The sequence below is a fragment of the Psychrobacillus sp. FSL H8-0487 genome (assembly GCF_038008385.1).
In the GTDB taxonomy this organism is placed as follows: domain Bacteria; phylum Bacillota; class Bacilli; order Bacillales_A; family Planococcaceae; genus Psychrobacillus; species Psychrobacillus psychrotolerans.
In genome coordinates, this window is the sequence record NZ_JBBOZA010000001.1 from 480,511 (window position 1) to 497,690 (window position 17,180).

Annotated in this window: 16 protein-coding genes, 1 pseudogene and 1 other annotated feature; of the genes and pseudogenes, 10 read left to right on the forward strand and 7 right to left on the reverse strand. The window is 36.0% G+C overall.

Annotated features, from left to right (window positions below):
• Window positions 1-9 precede the first annotated feature (9 nt).
• Window positions 10-1,398, forward strand: a complete 1,389-nt coding sequence (locus MHI47_RS02380) for a bifunctional metallophosphatase/5'-nucleotidase (protein ID WP_340829323.1) — start codon at window positions 10-12, stop codon at window positions 1,396-1,398.
• Between the two features lie 29 nt (window positions 1,399-1,427).
• Window positions 1,428-2,453 carry a DmpA family aminopeptidase gene (locus MHI47_RS02385; protein ID WP_340831986.1) on the forward strand — a complete coding sequence of 342 codons (1,026 nt, stop codon included), beginning with the start codon at window positions 1,428-1,430 and terminating at the stop codon, window positions 2,451-2,453.
• A 177-nt stretch (window positions 2,454-2,630) separates the two neighbouring features.
• Here the strand turns inward: MHI47_RS02385 and MHI47_RS02390 are convergent, their stop codons facing one another.
• A complete protein-coding gene (locus MHI47_RS02390; protein WP_340829324.1) occupies window positions 2,631-4,769 on the reverse strand; it encodes a type IA DNA topoisomerase in 2,139 nt (712 codons plus the stop codon).
• A gap of 233 nt (window positions 4,770-5,002) precedes the next feature.
• Between MHI47_RS02390 and MHI47_RS02395 the strand changes: the two genes are divergently transcribed.
• From MHI47_RS02395 to MHI47_RS02410, 4 genes and pseudogenes are all read left to right on the forward strand, one after another.
• Window positions 5,003-5,773, forward strand: coding sequence for an isocitrate lyase/PEP mutase family protein (locus MHI47_RS02395; RefSeq protein ID WP_340829325.1), 771 nt, complete (start codon window positions 5,003-5,005; stop codon window positions 5,771-5,773).
• A gap of 21 nt (window positions 5,774-5,794) precedes the next feature.
• Window positions 5,795-6,366 (forward strand): annotated as a pseudogene (locus tag MHI47_RS02400) (bifunctional transcriptional activator/DNA repair enzyme AdaA).
• Window positions 6,366-7,274, forward strand: a complete 909-nt coding sequence (locus MHI47_RS02405; RefSeq protein ID WP_340829327.1) for a DNA-3-methyladenine glycosylase family protein — start codon at window positions 6,366-6,368, stop codon at window positions 7,272-7,274. Before MHI47_RS02400 ends, MHI47_RS02405 begins: the two are co-directional and overlap by 1 nt.
• Window positions 7,267-7,743, forward strand: a complete 477-nt coding sequence (locus tag MHI47_RS02410; RefSeq protein ID WP_340829329.1) for a methylated-DNA--[protein]-cysteine S-methyltransferase — start codon at window positions 7,267-7,269, stop codon at window positions 7,741-7,743. The genes MHI47_RS02405 and MHI47_RS02410 overlap by 8 nt, the downstream gene beginning before the upstream one ends.
• Window positions 7,744-7,992: 249 nt before the next feature.
• On the opposite strand, the gene MHI47_RS02415 is transcribed toward MHI47_RS02410, so the two are convergent.
• A complete protein-coding gene (locus tag MHI47_RS02415; protein ID WP_093536009.1) occupies window positions 7,993-8,313 on the reverse strand; it encodes a general stress protein in 321 nt (106 codons plus the stop codon).
• Window positions 8,314-8,467: 154 nt separating this feature from the next.
• On the opposite strand from MHI47_RS02415, the gene MHI47_RS02420 reads away from it, so the two are divergent.
• Both MHI47_RS02420 and MHI47_RS02425 read left to right on the forward strand, forming a co-directional pair.
• Window positions 8,468-8,965 carry a flavin reductase family protein gene (locus MHI47_RS02420; protein ID WP_340761375.1) on the forward strand — a complete coding sequence of 166 codons (498 nt, stop codon included), beginning with the start codon at window positions 8,468-8,470 and terminating at the stop codon, window positions 8,963-8,965.
• Window positions 8,966-9,426: 461 nt separating this feature from the next.
• Complete coding sequence (locus MHI47_RS02425; protein WP_093536005.1) at window positions 9,427-9,675, forward strand: hypothetical protein; 249 nt, start codon at window positions 9,427-9,429, stop codon at window positions 9,673-9,675.
• 225 nt (window positions 9,676-9,900) lie between these two features.
• On the opposite strand, the gene MHI47_RS02430 is transcribed toward MHI47_RS02425, so the two are convergent.
• The 3 genes from MHI47_RS02430 to MHI47_RS02440 all read right to left on the reverse strand — a co-directional run bounded on the left by MHI47_RS02430 (window position 9,901) and on the right by MHI47_RS02440 (window position 12,677).
• Entirely contained in the window at window positions 9,901-10,632 is a 732-nt protein-coding gene (locus MHI47_RS02430) for a metallophosphoesterase family protein (RefSeq protein ID WP_340829332.1), read from the reverse strand.
• Window positions 10,633-10,649: 17 nt separating this feature from the next.
• Window positions 10,650-11,339, reverse strand: a complete 690-nt coding sequence (locus tag MHI47_RS02435; protein ID WP_340768138.1) for a TVP38/TMEM64 family protein — start codon at window positions 11,337-11,339, stop codon at window positions 10,650-10,652.
• Window positions 11,340-11,474: 135 nt separating this feature from the next.
• The gene (locus MHI47_RS02440) at window positions 11,475-12,677 is read right to left on the reverse strand and encodes an MFS transporter (protein ID WP_340829334.1); all 1,203 of its coding nucleotides are present in this window, start codon (window positions 12,675-12,677) and stop codon (window positions 11,475-11,477) included.
• Window positions 12,678-12,739: 62 nt separating this feature from the next.
• Window positions 12,740-13,000, reverse strand: a binding site (T-box leader).
• Window positions 13,001-13,122: 122 nt separating this feature from the next.
• Between MHI47_RS02440 and MHI47_RS02445 the strand changes: the two genes are divergently transcribed.
• The gene (locus MHI47_RS02445) at window positions 13,123-14,370 is read left to right on the forward strand and encodes an erythromycin esterase family protein (protein ID WP_340771312.1); all 1,248 of its coding nucleotides are present in this window, start codon (window positions 13,123-13,125) and stop codon (window positions 14,368-14,370) included.
• A gap of 50 nt (window positions 14,371-14,420) precedes the next feature.
• Here MHI47_RS02445 and MHI47_RS02450 read toward each other — a convergent pair whose 3' ends face one another.
• Window positions 14,421-15,086: a DUF1129 family protein gene (locus MHI47_RS02450; RefSeq protein WP_175496211.1), complete on the reverse strand. Its 666-nt coding sequence runs from the start codon at window positions 15,084-15,086 to the stop codon at window positions 14,421-14,423.
• The gene (locus MHI47_RS02455; protein WP_340768141.1) at window positions 15,073-15,417 is read right to left on the reverse strand and encodes a PadR family transcriptional regulator; all 345 of its coding nucleotides are present in this window, start codon (window positions 15,415-15,417) and stop codon (window positions 15,073-15,075) included. The genes MHI47_RS02450 and MHI47_RS02455 overlap by 14 nt, the downstream gene beginning before the upstream one ends.
• Window positions 15,418-15,632: 215 nt before the next feature.
• On the opposite strand from MHI47_RS02455, the gene dacB reads away from it, so the two are divergent.
• Complete coding sequence (dacB, locus tag MHI47_RS02460) at window positions 15,633-17,114, forward strand: D-alanyl-D-alanine carboxypeptidase/D-alanyl-D-alanine endopeptidase (protein ID WP_340829335.1); 1,482 nt, start codon at window positions 15,633-15,635, stop codon at window positions 17,112-17,114.
• Window positions 17,115-17,180: the final 66 nt, after the last annotated feature.

Genomic DNA, 17,180 nt, shown 5'->3' on the forward strand with positions numbered 1-17,180 from the left:
GGTGTATAAATGAGACTTAAAATTATTCATACTAATGATGTACATAGTAATTTCGAGAACTATAAAAAAGTAGTTACGTTAATAAATCAACATAAAGATGAGAATACAATTGTTTTAGATGGCGGAGATTTTGCTGATTTTAAAAGCATTGAGCTCCAAGGAACTAAAGGTATGGCAGCTATAGAGTTATTAGAAGCTGGTAGCTACGATGCGATTACAATAGGTAACAATGAGATGTTCAATGGAATAGATACTCTAGAGAATATGGCGAGTAATAGTCCTATTCCTTTTATAAGTAATAACTTGTATAAAAAAGATCGTTCTCATATAAGTGGTGTTAAATCTAGTGTTATTTTAGAAAAAAACGGGCTTCGAATTCTCCTTACGGGATCTTCTCCCGATATGGGAGTATTTAATGAAGGATTAGGTATTTATTTGACTGATTACACGAATGCTATAAAAGAAGAAATAACCAATAATGAAGGTAATTATGACATATGTATATTACTTAGCCATGTAGGTACTTTTGCAGATGAACTGCTTGCTAAAGAGATTAAAGAGATTGATATTATTGTTTCTGCACATGATCATAAATTATTTGAACAGGCACAGGTTATTAATAAGACATTTATGAATAGTGCAGGAAATTATGGAGAACATATAGGTATTATGGAAATAGAAATAGACGGGGGAACAGTACATCTTCTCCATTCACAGACTATCTCTACAAAGGATATACAAGAGAGTGAACAGATAGACTCTATTTTAAGGTTAAATAAAGAAAGAGCTGTAAAAGTTTTAAGTGAACCTTTGTATTCACTAGAACATTCTTTATGGCATGACGTAGTGGAAGAGAACCCTATTTCTAACCTAATAGCTGACGGATTGAAGGATATGTTAGGTACAGAAATTGGTCTTATTAATAGTGGTATTTGTAATGCGGGAATATTTCATGAAATGACAGAAAAAAAACTTATAGAGATATGTCCTTCTCCGTTAAATCCAACTTCCTTTGAAATTCAAGGTAAGTATCTAAAAGAAGCTTTAGAGCAATCGTTAGATTCTCAAGTATGTCTGGCAGATGGAAGAGGTCCAGGATTTAGAGGACGATTTGTCGGGAGGCTGCATGCATCAGGACTTCAAATAGAACATGATGGGAAGCAAATTCATTCAATCTATGTAAATGACGAAATATTAGAAGATGATAAATGGTATTTAGTAGGTAGCTCTGATTATTTACAAAGAGGTTCTGGATATCCCTGTCTTGCGAACAATCGAAATGAAAAATACTTAGCAGAAGAAATAAAAGATGTTCTTCGTTTATATGGTGGAAAATTAGACTTTTGCGAGGAGTCTTTTAGTCATAAATGGAAAGAAGTCTCTAAAATAAGGGGATAGAAAACGTGGAGCCTAAAAAAATTAGACAAATGGGAGTGACAATAGGAAGACTCCCTGTTGGGAAAAAGAACTGCATAACAGATGTACACGATGTTAAAGTCGGACATATTACATTAGATAGCTCACTTGGAGGAGGAGAATATGCCTGTACAGGAGTCACAGCAATCTTGCCTCATGGGGGTAATTTATTTCAACAGAAAGTAGTTGGGGCGAGTTACATTCTAAATGGTTTTGGAAAAACCACAGGACTTATACAAGTGAACGAACTTGGCTTAATTGAATCACCTATCATGCTGACGAATACATTTGGTATTCCAGCGGTTGCGCAGGGAACTTTAGAGTATATGCTAGAAAGAAATCCTACAATAGGGGATTCTACTGGGACTATTAATATAGTGGTAGGAGAGTGCAATGACAGTAGGTTAAATTCAATTCGAAAGCTACCTATTGAACCGAAGCATGCGATTGAGTGTATTCAAAATGCTTCGTCAGAAACTTCACCTGAAGGAGCTGTTGGTGCAGGTAAAGGGATGATTTGCTTTGGCTATAAGGGGGGCATTGGTTCCTCTTCACGTATTGTTCAAGTTAGTGATGCAGTCTATACTATCGGTTGTATGGTCCTTAGTAACTTCGGAAGAAAAGAGGAATTCCAGGCCTCACGGTATTTGGTGAATGAAAATGTAAATGTCCCAAACTTTCCTGAGCCTGCAGATGGTTCAATCATGATTGTATTGGCAACAGACGCACCTTTAAGCAATAGACAACTTACTCGACTTGCTAAGCGATGTGGGGTAGGGCTTGGTAGAACTGGTAGTCATTTTAGTAATGGTAGTGGTGATATCGTCATAGCTTTTTCGACTGCTCATAAAATTCAACACAGTTTGGAAGAAAGTGTGGAGACAAGGCAGCAATTAAGAGATGATCATCCCATTATGAATGACTTATTCCAAGGAGTGGCAGAGGTTACGGAAGAGGCGATTTTAAATTCTTTGTCACAGGCCAAAACCACAACAGGGAGAAATGGAACTGTCGTATATCCGTACCCGTTTGAATGAATAAAGGCTGATCTTCGTTATGAAGATCAGCCTTTTCAATAGTAGTGACTTCTCAAACCAGGTATTTGATAATAATCGATCGACCACAGCTCAAAATCGATTGATGTCCCTAAATAATCGATCGATTTCCGCCGATAATCGATTGATGCCTCCGAAAAATCGATCGACCACTAAAAATTAGTCTTTTTTAAACTCTAATTTTATCTTACCTTCAACAAAAGTTAAGCTCGCATCAAACTTTTGACCGTTTTCAGCTTCAAATCCCTTGATCACGTTTGTTTTTCCTTTAGTGCAAAGCAGTTTTATTTGGCTAGCGGTTATTTTTTTCTTTAAAAAGTAGCCATTAAAGGTCTGGGTGCAACCATTTTTGTATTCTGTACATCCATAAAAGCTCTTATGTGCAATGATGGACCCTTTTTGACATTTAGGACATGTTACTATTGGATCTCTCTTAAATTTAGAGTCATACTTTGATGCCCGAGGCGCTAGCTTTATATTAATCTGCTTTGTTTTTAATTGGGTTGGAACCTCGTCCATCAAGCTTTGGATAAACTTAGCGATACTACCTAGAAAACGATCCATCGAGCCTTCTCCGTTTCCAATTTTACGTAAATAGGTTTCCCATTTAGCGGTCATAGATGGACTAGCGAGAAGATTACCTTCAATAGCCTGACAGAGGACGCGTCCTTTATCGGTTATAGAAACTATATTTTTCGTTACACTAATATAGCCATGGCGTTTTATCGTTTCTATAATTCCGCTTCGAGTTGCTTCTGTACCGAGACCTTCCACTTCTTTTAAGATTTCAGTTTCCATTTTATCCTCTACAAGCTTCCCACAGGTTTTCATCATGGCAATAAGCTGGCCTTCCGTATATGGCTTCGGAGGCAGCGTTTTTCCTTCTTTTATACCAATATTACTTTCTACCTTTTCCTGTACCTGTAGAGGTGGGAGAGGTTGTTCTTCTTTATCCTTAGTTGAGCGAGAGAATAATGCTTTCCATCCTTGATCTCGTTCCGTTTTTCCAGTTGTGAAAAAGGCTAAACCATTCACCTCTGTTGTAACCTTTGTTTCTGTATATAAGTAATCGGTATGAAACATACCCAATGTAGTACGGACAATCTCTTCATAGAGATTTCGCTCAATATTTGAAAGTCCTGCTAATTTTGCAGGTGTCGGGAGCTTCTTCGTTGGAATAATAGCATAATGCTCCTGAACTTTCGAGCTATCGACATATCGTTTTTTAGGAGCTAGTGAAGCTACTTCAAAAGGATGTCCAATGATTTGTTGATAAGCAGAAACCTGAGCCTCTATATAGGAAAATTCGTTTGGCGTAATATGTCTTGCATCAGTTCTCGGATAAGAAACTAACTTTTTCTCATAAAGACCCTGCATTGTCTTCAGTACATCTGCAGGACTCGTTTTCCATAATCGATTGGCGGTAGCCTGTAGTGTCGACAATGAATGAAGTTGAGGTGGTGGTATCCGCTTATCGACTTTTTCTATTGAACTAATTACTCCAGGAGAGTTAGGTTGAATATTATGTTGGGAAAGGAGTTCTCGAATCTTTTCTCTGTTGGAATCTTTCGCTTTTGCTTTCCCTTTATATTCCCCCTTTTCTGCCTGGAAAGTTGCCTCTATCTCATAAAAAGGCTCCGATACAAATTGTTCGATTTCTCTTTGACGTTGATATATCAAAAATATAGTCGGTGATTGAACCCGTCCTATAGGAAATACCTCTTTAATACCTTGTTGCTGCAACAGAAGTGAATATAATCTGGATCCATTCATGCCTACTAACCAGTCACTAATTTGACGAGCCTTGGCCTCATCGTATAATAAAAGATCTTTACGATTATCTTGTAAATTACTAAAACCCTTCAGTACTTCATCTACTTCCAATGAATTAATCCATAAGCGTTTAATCAATTGTCCACGGGCACCACTTTGATTGTATATACTATAGAAAATATTGGACCCTTCACGGTCTACGTCACAAGCGTTAATAACAGTATCAGTAGATTTAAGTAATTTTTTTACTACGGAAAATTGCTTGAATTTCCCTTTGGCAACTTGAAATTCATAGCTATCTGGCAAAATAGGCAAACTAGCTAATGACCATTTATTCCATTTTGGATCATATGCTTTTGGTTCTTTAAGTTCAACGAGATGACCAATTCCCCATGTAATATGGGCTCCCTCTGGAAAAATAGGGCATGGATTGATTTCTATGTATCCTTCGTGACGTTTTACTTTAAAAGCATCTGCATATGCCTTTGCCTGACTAGGCTTTTCAGCAAGAATTACTGGCTTCATGACAAGACCTCTTTCACTGGTAAAAATGATAGTTCTACTATTATCGCATAGATTCAGAAGCATTTCTAATCCATGGTTAGGATGAAAGGTAAATGTAAACTATGTGGATTTTCTTTGTCTTCCTAATGGGTCCTGGCATTTTTTACTTTGTCGACCATAAGCGCAAGAATGAGGACGAAGTAGGCGCAAACTCCTTGTAAAATGAATGTAAACAACCATTAGGAGGAGTTAGAATGAATCTCATTCAGGAATTCAATAAATTACATTCATCAAAAGAAATATTATTTTTAGGTAATGCATGGGATCTGTTATCCGCTTTAACTTTAGAAAAGGTAGGTTTTAAAGCAATTGGTACAACAAGTTGCGGAATTGCGAACTCTTTTGGATATGCTGACGGAGAGTTAATTGATTTTGAAAGACATCTTGGAGTTATTAAAACGATCACAGCAAATGTAAAAATACCTGTTACTGCAGATATTGAGGCAGGCTATGGAGAAGATAAGGAAACAATTATTGAAAATGTTTTAAGGACGGCAGATGTTGGGGTGGCTGGCATTAATATTGAGGACTCACTCAAGAAACAAATGGGGCTCAGAGCAATTAATGAAGATTGTACTCTTTTATCAGCAATCAGAATGGCATTAGATAATCATGGCTATCAAGATTTTTATATTAATGCTAGAACTGATACATACTTTCAAACAGAAAACCCTTTCTATGAAACAGTAAATCGTGCAAAGGCCTATGTTGAGAGTGGAGCTAGTGGAATATTTGTCCCTGGAATGATCGACTATGACGAGATTAAAGAAATCACAATGACCATACATGCTCCAATTAATGTATTGTCTTTACCGGAACTTACAAATTGTCATGTACTGCAGGAATTGGGAGTGCAACGTTTTAGCTTTGGTAATGCCCTATCTGATAAAATCATTTCCTTTTTAGACAGCAATGCTGCACAATTAATGGAGCTACAAGATACTTCATTGTTATACGATTACTGACCTAGAAAAGTGTGGAATTCAATGGAGGATATACTTAATCTTTCTTTTGATGAAATGTGGGATAAAGTCATGGCTTGCGATCAAAAGTATGATGGATTATTTTTACGGCAGTAAAAACCACTAAAATATACTGTCGGCCATCGTGCAAATCTAGAAAGCCGAAAAAAATAAATGTAGATTTCTATTATGACATCAATAAAGTTGAACATGCTGGTTTTCGTGCTTGTAAAAGATGTCAGCCAGAAGTTGACCATTCCCCGCGTACTGAACTAGTCAGAAATGTAACCACCTTTTTAATTAATCATTATAAAGAAAAGTTGGTATTACAGGACATTGCCAATAGCGTCGGTGTTAGTCCTTTTTATCTGGAGCGTTTGTTTAAGCAGGAAACGTTAGAAACTCCGCGTACTTACTTGGAGAAAATAAGAATTGATAAAGCAGCCTATCTTCTTTGCAGTGCAAATCTATCAAATCTTGAGATTTGCTATAATGTTGGATTTCAAAGTCCATCAAGTTTTTATAAGGCGTTTCGTCGTTTGAAGAATTGTTCACCAAGTGAATATCGAATTCTTGCGAAAAAGGAGCTACTGTAATGCAATGGAGCAATCACGGAACGTTTATTGAGATATATCCACCGAAGGAATTCAATTTTGATGAATGCCTAGTGTTCTTGGGTAGGTCCCAAGAAGAAGTGTTACATCAAATTAGAGATGAGTTACTATATAAGCTGATTAAAGTAAATGGAGAATTAATCTTGTGTAGAATCGGGTTCGCTCAACATGTAATTAATGTAGATTTTCCCTCACAACGATTGTCTATCACCAGTCATGAAGAAATAGCATCGTATATTTGGGAATGGTTTGATTTGGATCAAGACTTGAGCCTTTTTTATGAGGTAGCTAAACAAGACAAGATATTACAACAAATTCACAAGAGATATTACGGGTTACGGATGATGTGTATACCAGACTTATTTGAGGCGTTAACTTGGGCAATAATGGGGCAGCAAATAAATTTGACCTTTGCGTACAAATTAAAGCAACGTTTTGTTGAACACTTTGGGGAGTGCCATACCTTTGAAGGGAATACTTTTTGGCTATATCCAACATATGAAAGAATTGCGACTCTAAGCGTAGAGGAGTTAATAACACTACAATTTACTGTTCGGAAGGCTGAATATGTAATTGGAGTTGCAAAAGCTATGACAAATGGCGAATTAACAAAAGAAATGTTGCTGCAAGAACCAACGTATGAGCAAGCAAAAAAGTCGTTACTGGGGATAAGGGGAGTAGGACCATGGACAGCGGATTATGCGCTGATGAAATGCTTACATCAATCATCTGCCTTTCCGATAGCAGATGTCGGACTTCATAATGCTTTAAAGGTTCAATTAGGGCTTAATCGTAAACCGACAATAGAGGAAATTAAAGACGTAGCAACAAATTGGCAAGGTTGGCAAGCGTATGCCACCTTTTATATATGGAGGTCTTTATATGAATAAATTAGATTACAAATCTCCAATTGGCATAGTAGAAATAGTGGGAACAGAGGAAGTAGTTAGTTCTATTATGTTTATTGAGGGCGATGAAGTGAGTAATACAGTAAACTCTGAAATCCCACAGGTTTTAGTGGATTGTTCTATTCAACTGGACGAATACTTTAAGGGTGAGCGTCATGTATTTTCATTTCCTTATAACTTGGAGGGTACAGAATTTCAAAAAAAGGTATGGAACGCTTTGACAACTATTCCATACGCTGAAACCGGGTCCTATAAAGATATTGCCACTGCCATTAATAATGAAAAAGCTGTTAGAGCAGTAGGAACCGCCAATGGTAAAAATAGATTAAGTATTATCATTCCATGCCATCGAATTATCGGATCAAATGGAAGACTAACAGGCTATGCAGGTGGTTTGTGGAGAAAAGAGTGGTTACTTCAGCATGAGAGGTCCTTTAAAAGGGAAGAGTAAATCGAAGGATATTACAGTGAAGCTTTATGAATTTCATTGAAAATGCACGACATGTTTTGGGTAAGAAAAAATATTTGCTCTATTAGTCAATTGGAAAGTCTGAAGCTTAAGTCATGAATTCCGTACATAATACATTAACGGCATATATCGCTTGATCCATTTACAAGTGTTCATCACCAGAACGCCAATTAGTGAATAAAATAATTAAAAAACCCATTCCTATGAAGGAATGGGATATACTTCGATTATTTAATTATGAGCAATGATTACTAATTTACCTTCATCTAATTCTTTTTCAGCTGCTTCTGCTTCTTGCTTAGAAATACCAGCAGCTTCCATTTTGTTACGAAGCTCGTCTCCACGAGAAGTGAACATGTTTTTAAATGATTGTAAAAAGCCTTGTTCTTTCATCCCAACATCCGAAGTGTCTAACGCATCATTGATATCGTCGGCTCTTTCTTTAAAATGGGCGAAAATATGAATATTGTCTCGAACGTATCCTTGTGTTTCAAGTTTTTCAATTTCTTGTTTTGCTTGAACTGCATTTTCAACTGTTAGTTTGACTGTCATGTATAATTCCTCCATTTTTGTTAGTAATGTGTTCTAGTATATATTTACCCGATAATAGGGAGTTTAAACAAAATAGCTTGGAATGAATCCAAATGTGTGAAAGAAATGTATGGTTTTGATATGCTTAAAAGAAAAAGAGAATGGATGTTATAAGATGGACAATAAAATAGATCAAGTAGCTAGCTTTAAAGCAGCAATGGGAAATTATCCTACAGGAGTTACAGTAGTGACAGCTTTTAATAGTGATGGGAAGCCAATGGGATTGACTGTAAATTCTTTTGCCTCAGTTTCGTTAGATCCATTATTAATATTATGGTCCATTGATAAGCGAGTATACTCATATGAAGAGTTTTTAAAAGTAGATAAGTTTACGGTAAATATTCTAGCTGCTGACCAAGGAGATATATGTAATTTATTTGCTAGTAAAGTGGAGGATAGATTTGCAGAGTGTGAATGGAACAAATCAGAATTGAATTTGCCCGTGCTTTCTAACTCGTTAGCAACACTAGAATGTAAAGTATTTAACAAAGTAGAAGCTGGTGACCATACAATTATGATAGGCGAGGTTCTTCATATTCAAAATGCAGCAAAAGAGCCTTTACTGTACCACCGCAGAAATATTGGTGCGATACCGACAGAATTTTATAAATGATTATAGACAAAAAGGATATCCAGATGGATGTCCTTTTTATGTTATAGCTTGAAAATCCAAAAATATTATTGCTCAAGAAGGGGTTATTTAGCCTTTGTCCAAATTAAATGTTCCTAGGAATCTTCTTTAGCCTGCAAAATCCCGAAGCTGTCAGTAAAAGTAAAGGTTGTACAATGTTGCAATAGTGGTGGAAATCTCTATATTCACGTAGTTAGAGGTTTAGTTTTGGGAGCAGATGGAGAGTATTTACTTAAAGGGATATTCTCCATAAATGTTGTTGGTGGCTATATAGTGTAACGTTATTTGACTAAGTTTATATTCTCGAAGAACTAGTTGATGTAGGAGATTAACTGCTGCTTTTTTAAAGTAAAAATAGTGCAGTGAGTGATTTTAGATGAAAGAAGGACAGAGAGTTCCATTTTCTGTCCTTTTTCATTTAATTTAATGGAAGGGGATTTTATATGGGTAAGGAATCAATGGTGTCTTTAACAATACACCATTATATTTGGATCATTCTCTTTTGCATTTTCGGTATATTATTTGCTATTTATATATTAATCGCAACTGGGAATAACCCACCACTCGTTGTGTTTATTTTATCTGCTATTGGTACAGGAGGGACTGGTGCTATTATAGGTGGAATTATAGGGAATAGTCTTGTCAATTTTCACAAAGCATTATTCAAGGTGCAAGGACAAAAGAAACGTTAAAATATATTGGGATTTTAATAAAGGGGAGTATAGGTAGAGGGTAAAAATAATTCCTTATGGAAAATCAATTGATCGTATTTAGCTAACATGTCCTTTTATTTTTAGATTGTAATTAAATTTCGTTACGCAAGTGAATACAAGTAAAGAAATCGTAGCGTTAGTATATGACATCGAGTATATAAAGAATCTCTCCAAAGTGTAGTACTTGGGAGAGATTTGGATACATCAAATATAAAAAAGCTTAAACAGTATTTCTCTTTGTGGTACTTGAAGTGTTTCAAACTTTTGTAGAAAAGCTTCTTTGTCATAAGCGACGTGATGGATGGTTACATTTGGTTTGCTTGAAGTAAAATCTAATACTGCATATGGTGCGGTATTTCCTTTAGACACTCCAAGAGCTCCTGGATTCAGCATTATCTTGTTGTCCATTTGGAATAAATGCTCGGGATGATTATGCCCAAAGCAAATGATATCCGCCGGATATTCACTGAACATACTCCACGTATTTTCTAATGTAGGTTTTAAAATAGGATGAAAAGGCTCTTCTCTTATATGAGCTTCTAAGAGATGTGGCTCGATATGATAGTGAATTCCCAAAAGGCGTGTACCATTAACTTCTTTCGTTATAACTCGTGGGAGTTGCTCTAGTCGTTGGACATTTTGATGGGATAGTTGATTTGCAATCCACTCATGATGTTCACGTGTATGCTTGTAGCTCTCGGGATGTCCCTCCCCTGAAGTAAGGGATAGTATTGCTTCATCATGATTTCCGGTAATCATTCGAACATCGGAGCGGTCAAATAGTATATTTAGAACTTCGTTCGTATCTGGTCCCATAGCAATCATATCACCCAGACACCATATTTCCTGCACATCTGTTTTAGTATCTATTTCGTTTAATACTGCTCGTAATGCGAGTTCATTTCCATGTATATCCGTTAAAATAGCTACTTTCAAAAAATCACTCCTACAACTTATTCTGCCGGTTTCGTTTTTTCTTTCTCTTTCTTTTTATGGTGTTTCAAATATTTCACTAAATAATAAATAAGGATAGTCGCAAAAATAACACCGAAAATGACATACTCATCTACATCCGATGAAAGTATTCCAGCGGGAATCAATGCAAGAACAAAGAAATATAAGAAGTTCCCAATTGCAGTAGCTATTGTGAAAGGTATTATACGAATTGTACTTAGTCCAGACAAAATATTTATAAGACTAGTTGGGATAAATGGAAAGAGTCTACCTTGAAGTACGTAGGCAAAACCATTTGCATCTACCTTATCTATTAAACCTTTGTTGAACTTCTCGATAATAATTTCTTGGAAAACATAGCGAACTCCATATAACACAATAACGGATGCAATAATACTCGTAAACCAACTCCACAAAAAGCCATTTATAAATCCGAACAATGTGATATTGATCGTAATCACGAGAATAAGTGGAAATATAGTAAATGAATTTTGTATGATCATGACTAGTGCCATAAAAAATAGTGCATAGCCGATATTTCTTTCTAGAAAGAGTTGGACCTCATCTATATCTCCTTGTAATAAGGACGTCACAATATCTTTGTTTAATAAGACGAAAACTGAAACTAATAGCAAGGCGCCCCAAATAATCCATTGTCTTTTTGTAAGATGTTGAATTTTATTCTTCATTTGTTAACGTCACCTGGTCCTTCACACATTTATTGTCCAATCGTACCACGGTTTAAGGTTACTAAAAAACTTTTAAGGTCTATTCTTATAAAGATATTCAAATGAATTTTGTAAAGACCAAAAAGTTGAATACTATTAGGCTAATTTACTCCTAACTTTACTAGCTGAAAGTAAGGTTAAGTAAAGAGCTGTAGTAAACATTAGAGTAGAACATCCTATCACAACCTCTTTTACAGAAAACCAGTGAGAGGCTAATCCTACTAAAAGAATAGTGATGACTTGTATAAAACTCGCAAGCATCTCATAAATACTTGAGATTCTTCCCATCATATCGATAGGGATATTCGATTGAATGTATGTCATAAATCCCGTATTAGAAATAGATAGAAAAAATGAAAGTACAAAAAATCCGATGCTAGCTAACAAATAGGTTGTAGAAAAACTGTAGATTATATAACCAATGGAGACAAATAGTGTTCCTATACTCATTAACAGTTTAGCGGGAAAGAATCTTACTAGCACATTAGTGCAGATTGCACCTATTAAAAATCCGATACCAGCGATAGTGACAAGGGAACCATAGGTAGTATTGGAGAGATTGAGAATCATCTTGGCAAATGTTACTTCCATGGAATCTAATGCTGCAGTAAGTAGCATTACCATTTGAAACATCATATATAAGATGAAAAATGGGATAGCCTTTTTACTAAAACATACAACTAAACTCCAGTCATTTCGGATATTTAACCAAGTAATTCTTGAATTTTCATGAGAAGCTGAAGACATTTGCTTAGGCAAAAGAAGTGCAAGAGCGGCACATAATAGAAAAATAAAGACATTTACAAATAATGCCTCCTTGAGGGAACCAATCATAAATAAAATCCCCGCAATTAATGGACCAGTTACAAATGCACCCGAATGGACAAAGCTAAGGATTGCATTAAATCGATGTCTTATACTTTCAGGTAGTAAAAGCGTCATATAAGTGAAGGAAGCTGGCTCAAAAATTGCACCAGCCATTTGTATGAAAAACACTAGTGTAAAAATAATGAAGACGGAATTAGAAAAAGGGATGAAGAAGATTAATATTGCTCTAAATAGGTCCAAGTAGACCATAATATGTTTAGTAGAAACACGGTCAATTATACTTCCAGCCCAAGGTCCTACTAACAACTGTGTGATAGGTTTGATAATATATAAAGTGGCAACTGCTAAAGCAGATCCTGTTATTTCTAATACCATTAAGTTAATTGCTAATAGGTATATCCATCCTCCAATATTGGCAACTCCAACGGAACTCAAATATAAAATTGGGAACTTCCATTTAAATGAGTACATTTTAAAACCTCCGACATATTTAAATTTGGTCAATAAAAAAACCCCACCCCCAAGACTGTTGTCTTAGGGACGAGATTAATATGTCGTGGTGCCACCCTAGTTTGCCCTAATGTCGCCATTAGTGACCTTTTCAAGTACGGCATGTATACATGCTTATACTCTAGCTCGATAACAGGAGCAACTGTCACATAATACCTTGTTCTGTACAAGTCCTATGTGAAGCTCAGAGGCTTGTTTCGGTAACTTCATTCTTACCCATTCACAGCTACTAGGGCTCTCTTTGAAGATATTCGATTACCTACTCTTCTCTTCATAGCTTTTTAATTTTTCCTATCATACCATATCCACTTCTAAATACTAGTTGTTTTTTATCTTTTGCAATAACTTTTTATCAGTATAAAGGATACTGGCGTAACGCAAACTTCTATGAAAAGGAGTGTTTACGATAACATCACTTACAGAAGCTATTAAAAAGTTTGCATTGCCATTTAATACTCCAGGGGATTTCACTCCTCTTTTAACAGCTATAGGAGAGTCTAGAGTTGTATTACTCGGAGAGGCTAGTCATGGAACTTCAGAATTTTATAAAGTTCGAGCAGAGTTAACAAAGCGACTGATTGAAGAAAAGGGATTTACTCTAATTGCGGTAGAAGGAGATTGGCCATCTACTCAGCGAGTAAATAGATTTATAAAAGGTTACGATACAGACGTCAACAAACAAAATGTACTAAATGTATTCGAACGCTGGCCTACTTGGATGTGGGCAAATGAAGAGATTTCGGAATTAGTTATGTGGTTAGAAAAACATAATAAGCAACTAAAAGATAACAGGAAAATAGGATTCTACGGAATTGATGTGTATAGTTTATGGGAATCTTTAGATGAAGTGATAAACTATTTGCGGAAAACAAATCCGGAGGGAACTGATATGGCTTTTGCCAAAAAAGCAATATCCTGTTTTGAGCCTTTTAACCGTCATCCCGAAACGTATGCATTTTCCTCTATTCACATCTCGGATGCTTGTGTGGAGGAAGTAACGAAGTTAGTTTCATCTATTCGCACAAACGAAAAGCAGTATGAAGATAAGGAAGAAGCACATTTAAATTTAAAGATAAATGCATTAGTAGCGCAAAATGCAGAAGAATATTACAGAGCGATGGTTCGCAGTGATGAACTTTCATGGAATGTTCGTGATGAGCATATGGTCGAAGCTATTAACGAAATAATGGATTATCATGGGAAAGATTCGAAAATAATAATTTGGGCACATAATACTCATATTGGAGATGCATCGGCAACAGATATGAAAAAAGAAGGTCTGACAAACGTAGGAGAAATTCTTCGTATGCAGAACAAGCGTGAAAATGTGTTTTCGGTTGGATTTGGTACTCATAGTGGCGAGGTTATTGCGGCAGATGAGTGGGGAACTACTCCTAAGAGAATGATTGTGCCTCCAGCAAGAAAAGATTCATGGGAAGATATGCTGCATGGTGTAGAAGCTTCTGATAAGCTTCTGATTTTTGACGAGGAGAATCGAACATTCTTTAATGATTGGGTGGGGCATCGGGCTATTGGTGTCGTCTATAATCCAGACTTCGAAGCCTATGGAAATTACGTTCCTTCTAAAATTGGGAGCAGATACGATGCTTTTATTTATATAGATAAAACGAATGCTATATCACCCATTGACTAAATATTGAATGCAGATGGAGAGGGAGTAATTTCTCCATCTGTCTATGTTACTTAAATTCTAGATTTCTTCATGATCCATGAAGTCAGTAACAATATAGCGCCAATACCAAGTGAAGACTGCCACGGTAATATAAAGGATGGACCTATCTCTTTTACAAAAAAACTGATGATCAAAATAACTAAGAATCCTCCTGCCCCATATAAACCAGCCCTAATCATCATCTTTTTATCAGTAGCATTTTCATCAAAAGATCTTTGACTTATTAAACCGAATATCATTTTTACTCCTAAAGCTGTCATAACCATTATCAATAGGATGAGAAGTAGGGAAGAAATGATATATACTTCTTCAGAAGCTTTAGTACCAATTATAGGAATAATTATGCTTCTCATTATTAAAAACCATCCAACCAAGTTTATAGCTATTTCACTTACGAATATGAAGCTCTTGCGTTTATTTTCACGCGGTAAATGACTAATAATCTCATCTGCATAACCCTTAGGATCATTGCCAAAGATTTCTTGCGCTGTTTTACCATCTTGTTGACCTTCCGTAAGATGATCTAACATCTCCATCAAAACTTCCTCTGATTGTTGCTCTGATAAGGTTAGCTTCGTTCGAATATAAAGTAATAAGTTCGTGTAATATTTCTCGTTTTCCTCCGTCAATAGTGCTCTTTTTTTGTTATTTTGTTCGATTAACTCACGTGCTTTCAAATGGTTCATCCCCTTTCGATAATAGAGCATTAATAGGTACTGATAATTGGTTCCATTCTATAGAAATTGTTTCAAGAGCTTCTTGTCCGGCTGAAGTCAATGAATAATATTTGCGATTGGGTCCAGATTCAGAAGGTCTCATTTCACCAACAATAAGCTTGTTTTTTTGAAGTCTTAATAAAACAGGGTAAATCGTGCCTTCGCTTACATCCTCTAAACCGACTTTTTGGAGTTTTTTAGAAAGTTCATAACCGTAGACTGGTTCTTTTTCGATAACGGCAAGTACACAGCCATCAAGTATTCCTTTGAGTAGTTGACTTCTAATGGACATTTTTTTCTCCCTTCCACTAACTTGCATAACAAAGTAGTTGTATAAAGAAATGCTACCTTGCTTTGCAAAGTAGCTAAGGTAAGTATAAATTTAATTTGTAGTAATGTCTACTAGGTAAATGGTCCACTTTCTTGTAAGGATTAAAAAAGTTCCTTATTATCTGACAATTACGTGTTAAACTAACAGTAACTAAATGACGAATTAGGAGGAATAGAGTGAGGATTTGGAGAAAGCTATTAGTTTCTGTTGTATCAATTGTGATGATTAGTGGATCTGTTTTTATTTCTACAAGTGAAAATAATACCGTTGAGGCAGCTACTTCGTATAGTAGTTTAAAAACTAAACTCAATACTATTATGGCTGATAATCGCATGAAAAGTGCCTCTACAAGTGTCACGGTAAGGAATGCTACTACTGGAGAAATTGTGTATGAACATTACGGAGACAAAAGGATTACTCCTGCTTCCACAATGAAATTATTAACTGGGGCAGCTGCACTGGAAACACTTGGTGAGAAGTATCGTTTCTCTACGACGGTTTTGACGGAAGGTAAAGTAGAAAAGGGTATATTAAAAGGAAATCTCTATTTAAAAGGTCAAGGGGATCCAACATTATTAAAATCACATTTAGATAATTTTGCAGCAACATTGGCAAGACAAGGTATCAAAAAGGTTAATGGGAATTTAGTCGGAGATGATACTTGGTATGACAAAGTTCGACTTTCTGCAGGTATTTTAGCTGAGGACGAGCCATATTACTATGCTGCACCTATCTCGGCGTTAACGCTTTCGCCAAACGGGGATTATGATGCAGGATCAGTTATTGTTACAGCAAAACCAAGTAAGAATGGTAGAGCAACAAGTATTACATTAACACCTGCAACAGGTGTTTTACAAGTAGTCAATAACTCCAAAACGGTACCTAAAGGATATAAAAACACATTAAAGGTAACTCGTAAAGTGGGAACTAATAAAGTAATTATTACTGGAAACTCTCCATTAGGAACTTCCGGTATAAAAGAATGGATTTCTGTTACGGATCCAACAGCCTACTCATTAGATGTATTTAAAAAGTCATTAGCAGAAAAAGGTATTACATTCACTGCTGCTTCAAAAGTTGTGCAGGGTAAAGTGCCAGTAAATGCAAAAGCTCTTGCTTCAAGGAAATCCATGGAACTAAAGGATTTAATGATTCCATTTATGAAACTAAGTAATAACACACATGCAGAAGTATTGGCAAAGGAAATGGGAAAAGTAATACATGATGAAGGAAGCTGGAAGGCAGGCCTTCTTGTTATGAATGAATACGCATTATCGATTGGGCTTGATGCTTCCAAATGGACTTTTGAAGATGCCTCCGGAATGTCCTATTCCAATAAAGTTACTTCTAGCCAACTTTCGAAACTTTTGTACTTAGTACGCTTGGAGCCTTGGTATCCTATCTATAGTAAAAGTCTACCAGTGGCGGGATCTTCCGATAGATTAATTGGTGGTACGCTTAAAAACAGATTAAAAGCAAGCCCTGCTAGAGGTAATGTAACGGCCAAAACAGGTAGTCTAAAAAACATAAAATCTCTCGCTGGCTATGCAAAAACTAAAAGTGGTGAAACACTTATATTCACGGTGTTAACAGAAAAAAATAAGTCAAGTACAATTCCAGTAATCGATCAAATCGCCACAACAATTGCTAATTATTAATGCTAAAAGCGCCACCCTTTCAAAAGAAAGGGTGGCGCTTTTAATATGGGGTTAATAACATTTTAT

What these genes read in the sequence shown, in the direction of transcription:
- MHI47_RS02380 (WP_340829323.1), top strand. Translation starts at nt 10, where the DNA reads ATGAGACTTAAAATTATTCATACTAATGATGTACATAGTAATTTCGAG.
- MHI47_RS02385 (WP_340831986.1), top strand. Translation starts at nt 1,428, where the DNA reads ATGGGAGTGACAATAGGAAGACTCCCTGTTGGGAAAAAGAACTGCATA.
- MHI47_RS02390 (WP_340829324.1), bottom strand. Translation starts at nt 4,769, where the DNA reads ATGAAGCCAGTAATTCTTGCTGAAAAGCCTAGTCAGGCAAAGGCATAT.
- MHI47_RS02395 (WP_340829325.1), top strand. Translation starts at nt 5,003, where the DNA reads ATGAATCTCATTCAGGAATTCAATAAATTACATTCATCAAAAGAAATA.
- MHI47_RS02405 (WP_340829327.1), top strand. Translation starts at nt 6,366, where the DNA reads ATGCAATGGAGCAATCACGGAACGTTTATTGAGATATATCCACCGAAG.
- MHI47_RS02410 (WP_340829329.1), top strand. Translation starts at nt 7,267, where the DNA reads ATGAATAAATTAGATTACAAATCTCCAATTGGCATAGTAGAAATAGTG.
- MHI47_RS02415 (WP_093536009.1), bottom strand. Translation starts at nt 8,313, where the DNA reads ATGACAGTCAAACTAACAGTTGAAAATGCAGTTCAAGCAAAACAAGAA.
- MHI47_RS02420 (WP_340761375.1), top strand. Translation starts at nt 8,468, where the DNA reads ATGGACAATAAAATAGATCAAGTAGCTAGCTTTAAAGCAGCAATGGGA.
- MHI47_RS02425 (WP_093536005.1), top strand. Translation starts at nt 9,427, where the DNA reads ATGGGTAAGGAATCAATGGTGTCTTTAACAATACACCATTATATTTGG.
- MHI47_RS02435 (WP_340768138.1), bottom strand. Translation starts at nt 11,339, where the DNA reads ATGAAGAATAAAATTCAACATCTTACAAAAAGACAATGGATTATTTGG.
- MHI47_RS02440 (WP_340829334.1), bottom strand. Translation starts at nt 12,677, where the DNA reads ATGTACTCATTTAAATGGAAGTTCCCAATTTTATATTTGAGTTCCGTT.
- MHI47_RS02455 (WP_340768141.1), bottom strand. Translation starts at nt 15,417, where the DNA reads ATGTCCATTAGAAGTCAACTACTCAAAGGAATACTTGATGGCTGTGTA.